Genomic DNA, 5,605 nt, shown 5'->3' on the forward strand with positions numbered 1-5,605 from the left:
GGCGTAAGCACCGCGGCGGTTGAACTCGGGGTATTGGCTGGAGTCTATCGGCCACGGTTGGCGTGAAATCGCGTGCGTGCTTTCACGTTCGGGTCATTGACACACACTACTCCGGGGATGCTCATGAAAAGCGACAGGAAAACCATCGCGATGCTCAATGACCTGCTGGCCGGTGAACTGACCGCGGTCGATCAGTATCTGATCCACGGCGAGATGTACGCCGACATGGGGCTGGCTCACCTGGCGGCCAAGGCGTTGCACGAGTCGGAACATGAGCGGCAACACGCGCGCTCCTTGATCCAGCGCATCCTGTTCCTGGAAGGCACGCCGGATCTGTCGCGGCGCGACGAGCTCAAGATCGGCAAGAACGTGCCGGACATGCTCAAGGCCGATCTGTCCGTCGAGTACAAGGTCGTCGGCGACCTGCGCAAGGCGATGGCGGCGAGCGAGAAGGCGCAGGACTTCGTGACGCGCGACATGCTTGGCGTGCAACTGGAAGACACCGAGATGGATCACGCCTACTACCTTGAGAAGCAGCTGCGTCTCATTGAACTGGTCGGCCTGCACAACTACCTGCAGAGCCAGATGGACTCCGGTTCACCGGCTTGAGGAGAGCGCTCATGAAAGGCGATAAACGCATCCTCGAAGCGCTCAACAAGGTGCTCAAGAACGAGCTGACGGCGATCAACCAGTACTTCCTGCATGCGCGCCTGTTCGGCCACTGGGGCCTGGAAAATCTCAACGAATACCGCTATCGGCAGTCGATCCGGGTGATGAAGGAAGCCGACGAGCTCATCGAGCGCATCCTCTTTCTCGAAGGACTGCCCAATCTGCAAAGTCTCGGCAAGCTGATGATCGGCGAGAACGTGACGGAATGTCTTGGCGCCGACCTTCGCCATGAGTGCGAGATCCATCGCCCGCAACTGGTCGAAGCCATCGCCCTGTGCGAGGAACTCGAGGATTTCGTCAGTCGCGATCTGCTCGAAGAACTTCTCGAGCACAGTGAGGAGGCGATCGACTGGCTCGAGACGCAGCAGCGCCTGATCGACGCCGTGACCTTGCGGAACTTCCTGCAAGCGCACATGGAAGTCGGCGGCGACTGACACTCATGCCTGGAGATCGCGATGTACGTGTGCGTATGCAAGGCCGTCACTGAGCGCCAGGTTCGCGAGGCGGTGAGCGATGGCGCGCGATCACTCAAGGATCTGCGTCGCGAACTTGGCGTTACCAGCGACTGCGGCCAGTGTGCGGCCTGCGCACGACAATGCCTGAAGGAAATGTGCGGCCACGTGTCGCATTCGGGCAAGAAGTAACGAACGCGCACGCGGTGATGCTCGCCAGGCCGCTGGCCATGTGCGGGTGGTCAGCATGTGCAAGGCCGTAGTCCGTCATTCCTCCGTCCTTCAAGCCTCAAGTGGTTCTGCCGTTAATGGCGACGATCCCGGTAATCGATTGCCGGAAGCAGGTTTCGAATAAACGACTCGGGTGCCGTGTATTCGGAGCGCACGGCCCGAAGATATCGTGCGAGGCGGGGGCGCATATATTTCAACAGTATAATGGCGCGCCTCCACAGGGGGCTTGTGCTGTTGTGCATCGAAGACGATGCCCGTTTTTACGTTGATTTCGTCTGGGCAGCAGGCACTGGAGCGGATGGGCATCAAGTGCTTGCTGATCTCCGCCTGTTCTGTCGTCATTCTGCGCAAACGTGTGCCGAATGCGGTTGTTGTGTGCTTCGTTATTTTTGAAAAATTCTGGCTGAAAAAGCCGACAAGGGGAGAATCATGGGGTCACGTCCGTCGTGTTTGCTCGTTTCCGTAAGGGGCAAGGATGCCGCTCGGCGCAAGACACTGCTGCGCAATCTTGCGCTGGCGGGCGCTTTCGGCTTTGCCGCCGCGACGGCGTGGTCTGCATCCTTGCCTGCATTCTCGGTGACGGTCGGGGTTGCGCCGTCAAATCTCTCGTCGATCAAGCCGGGCGAGGCGACGGTATTGCGCATTACTTTGACCAATGCGTCAGGCTCGGCCCTTGCAAACGTCAATTTCAACAAGGCGCTGGCGGCCAGCGGTTCTGGAAATCTGCTGGTCGATGGCTCTGCTACGGTGGCTTGTACCGGCGGCGGTGATGGCGGCGGCACGGTGACCTTGCCGGGTTCCGGTAATGCCTTGAGCGTGCAATTGGCTAACCTGACCATTCCTGCACGGGTTGACGCGACGGATGGCGTGTGCACCATCGATATTCCGGTCAAGGCCACTTCCACGGACGGCCAGTCTTCTACCCAAACGTACACGCTGGCGGCGGGGGATGTTCATACCGGTTCCGATACCAACGGCAGCGGGCAGGGGCAGGGCATTACGATTCAAAGCGTTTCCCGCCCCACCTGGAGCAAGGGCTTCGGTACGAGCGCACCCGCCGCCGCCAGCGCTAGCGGCACGGCCATTCTGGGCGGCGCCGTGACCTATCTGACCTTCCGGGTGACCAACCCGGCGGGCGGTGTGCCGCTGACGGGGGTTTCGTTCACCGATGTTTTTCCAACGGCAGGCGGTGGGGCGATCATCGAGCCGACCGGCGTGGCGGCAACCTATACCAATTGCGGCGCTTCTCCTGCTGCGGCGCTGACGCAGGGCGCTGCCGCCCAGGTGGCCGTCAGCAACGTTTCCGTTGCCGTCGGGCAGACTTGCGTGATCTCGGTGCCGGTTAAGGCGCGCCAGACCAATGGCGCTTATGAATTGCTCAATCAGACAAATACCCTGCAACAGAGCAGTTTCGGCAGCGATCAGAGCCTGAAGCCGGACAATTCGCCGACCGCCAACATCACCGTCCGCTCGCCGCTGGGTGTGACCAAAACCGCCAGTCCGGCGCGCGTGGCGAGCGGTGAGCCGGGCACCTTCGTTATTACCCTGAGCAACAACGGCACGGCTGCATTGGCAGTCACTGAATTCAATGAGGCAAGCATCGACAACGGCGGCGTCAGCGGCAACCGGCTGACGCCGACCGGCATTACCAATACCTGCGGCGGCTCGAATACTGTCATCAACTCGGCTGGCGGCGGTATCCAAACGAGCAACTACAGCATCCCGGCAGGCGGAGTTTGTACGCTAACGGTGACTTACACCGGCACGACGAGCAACAACAACCCGCTGACGTTTACCAATGCCATTGCGGAGGGCGCGGTAAAAATCGGCGCGATGCCGGGCATCATCAGCCAGACGCGCAGCGCGACGGTGACCGTCATCGACGAACTCTATGTCGACAAGACGCAATCGCCTGCCCGTGTGGCACCCGGCAGTCCGGTGCAGTACACAGTGACGATTTCCAACTTCGGCAGCGCTGCGCGCAGCAACGTGCATCTGGCGGACACCCTGCAAAACAATTCAACTTTCCTCAGCGACGCGCCTTACGCGCCGACCCTGACTGCGGCCTGCGGCATCTTGGGCAACGTACCGGTGCAAGGCGCTGGTGCCGTCGATTTCATTATCCCGACCCTGCCCGCCGCCAGCGGCAATACGCCGGGGCAGTGCGTGGTGAGCTTTTGGGCCATGACGGACCCGAATGGCAGCGGCAATACCAGCAACCAGATTCCGGTGTGCGGCGTCTGGCACACCAGCCAAAGCGCAGCAACCTGTAACGGCAGCCCTTCCCAGAACGTCACCACCACCCATCAGGTCCCTTTGCTGGCCGACAAGACTTTCAACGGCACCAATTATCAAGATGGCGAGACGGGCAATACGAAACCCGAAGGTACGGTGGTGACCATGCGTATCCGCGTGCGCAACTACAGTGATCAGGCGCTGACCAGCCTGACGGTAGGCGATACCCTGCCGACTTCGGGCGGGCAGCAATTGATGATTGCCACACCGGCCAATGCGTCTACCACCTGTGGTGGCAATCTGGTGGCACATTCGGGTAACTCGTCAGTGTCACTCAACAACGGAACGGTGCCAGCCCGCACCGCAGCGAACAATACCCCGGGTATGTGCGTCATTCAGCTCGATGTGGTTGGACCCGCCGGCGTTTACAACAACACGGCGAACGTTTCCGCCACCCAGCATCAGGCCAATGGCGCTACCCGCAGCGTGACGGCGGACAGCAATACCGCGCGCCTGACTTATAACGGTGCGCTGCAAGCGGTGAAGAGCTTCGAGCCGGCGCAAATCACCACCGACGGCAAGTCGACCGTGCGTATCCGCCTGACCAATAGCGACGCCAGCGCGCCGATCACCGGGATCAGCGTCACCGATCCCTTGCCGGCCGAGCCGAATGGCCTGAAGCTGGCTGATCCGCCGAATGTCCGCAGCACCTGCGCCGGCACGCCGGTCTATAGCGGTGCCGCGAATGCGGCGCAGGCGGGAATGAGCGACGCCAGCCTGCCGCCGGGTGGCAGTTGCGATTTCCTGTTCGACGTTGTGAATAATGGTCCGGGTACGGGCAATTGGGTCAATACGATTCCCATCGGCAACATCACTGCCGACGGCGGCATCAAGAACCAATCCCCGGTCACGGCGAATCTGACCCGGGTGACGGCGCAGGTGCCGACTATTTCCAAGGCGATCGTTCCGGGCAACGTCGCGCCCGGCCAAACGGCGCGTCTGACGATTACCATTACCAACGGTACGCAGGCACTGACGGGTCTGGCCGTGACCGACCATTTCACGGATAACGGTCTGGCGGACGGCACTTTGACGGGAATCAAGGTCGCTGCGACGCCCAATGCCAGCACGACCTGTAGCGGCGGCATCGTGACCGCCGTGCCGGAAGCCACCAGCGTGGCTTTGTCGGGGGCTTCCCTGGATGCCGGCGCGTCTTGTCAGGTGGCGGTGGACATCATTGCCACCAATCCGGGCGCGGTCAGCAATCTCATTCCGATCAATTCGATCCGGAACGATCAGGGGCAGACCAACACGGGTACCTTCGCCCAAGCGTCGATCACCACCAGCGTGAACATGGGGGTGGCCAAATCGTTTACGCCGGACGTGGTCAAGCCGAACGAGCGCACGCGCCTGCGTATTACCTTCTTCAATGCCACTCAGGCTCCGGTTGCCAATTTCGGCATTACGGATGACCTGCCGAACAACATGACCGTGCCGGTGGGGCCGAACGTGGTGCAGACCTGCGGCCCGGCCACTCAGGTCAATACCAGCGACAACACCAGGATCATGGTTTCCGGTGGCGCCATCGGCGCGGCTGCCGGCAGCGTGTCGGCTTCCTGCTTCGTTGAACTGGACGTGGTGGTATCGGCCAAGGGCAAGTACGCCAACACGCTGCCGGTGGGGAGCATCACGGTCAACGGCGTATCGACCCTGTACCCGACCACGCCGGTGACGGCCGACCTGAATGCCGTCGATCCCCTGGTGGTGCACAAGGCCATTGGCGCTCTCACGTTCGATACCGGCAGCCTGCCCGGCGGGATGTCGACCGGCGAGGCAGCACGCGCCGCGGGCGCCGTGGCGCCGCTGCTCATCCACTTGAGTAACATCAACGACGTTGCGCTGAGCGGCCTGGCATTTACCGATATCCTGCCGGCGGGGCTGGTGGTGGCGCAGACGCCGAATGCCGGCACGACCTGCGGCGGCGCGGTGGTGGCGCCGGCCTCGGCGACCGAGGTTCG

At 61.8% G+C, this 5,605-nt stretch carries 4 protein-coding genes; all 4 read left to right on the forward strand.

Annotation, left to right across the window (positions count from 1 at the left end; genetic code table 11):
* The first annotated feature begins 123 nt into the window (after positions 1 to 123).
* Positions 124 to 609 carry a bacterioferritin gene (gene bfr / locus KBA32_RS12625; RefSeq protein ID WP_294359433.1) on the forward strand — a complete coding sequence of 162 codons (486 nt, stop codon included), beginning with the start codon at positions 124 to 126 and terminating at the stop codon, positions 607 to 609.
* An 11-nt stretch (positions 610 to 620) separates the two neighbouring features.
* Entirely contained in the window at positions 621 to 1,103 is a 483-nt protein-coding gene (gene bfr / locus KBA32_RS12630; protein ID WP_294359435.1) for a bacterioferritin, read from the forward strand.
* 21 nt (positions 1,104 to 1,124) lie between these two features.
* Positions 1,125 to 1,313, forward strand: a complete 189-nt coding sequence (locus tag KBA32_RS12635) for a (2Fe-2S)-binding protein (protein WP_294359437.1) — start codon at positions 1,125 to 1,127, stop codon at positions 1,311 to 1,313.
* Positions 1,314 to 1,781: 468 nt separating this feature from the next.
* On the forward strand, positions 1,782 to 5,605 hold a 3,824-nt coding region (locus KBA32_RS12640; RefSeq protein ID WP_294359440.1), incomplete at its 3' end, for a hypothetical protein.

The sequence above is a fragment of the Propionivibrio sp. genome (genome assembly GCF_017995515.1).
Taxonomy (GTDB): Bacteria; Pseudomonadota; Gammaproteobacteria; order Burkholderiales; family Rhodocyclaceae; genus Propionivibrio.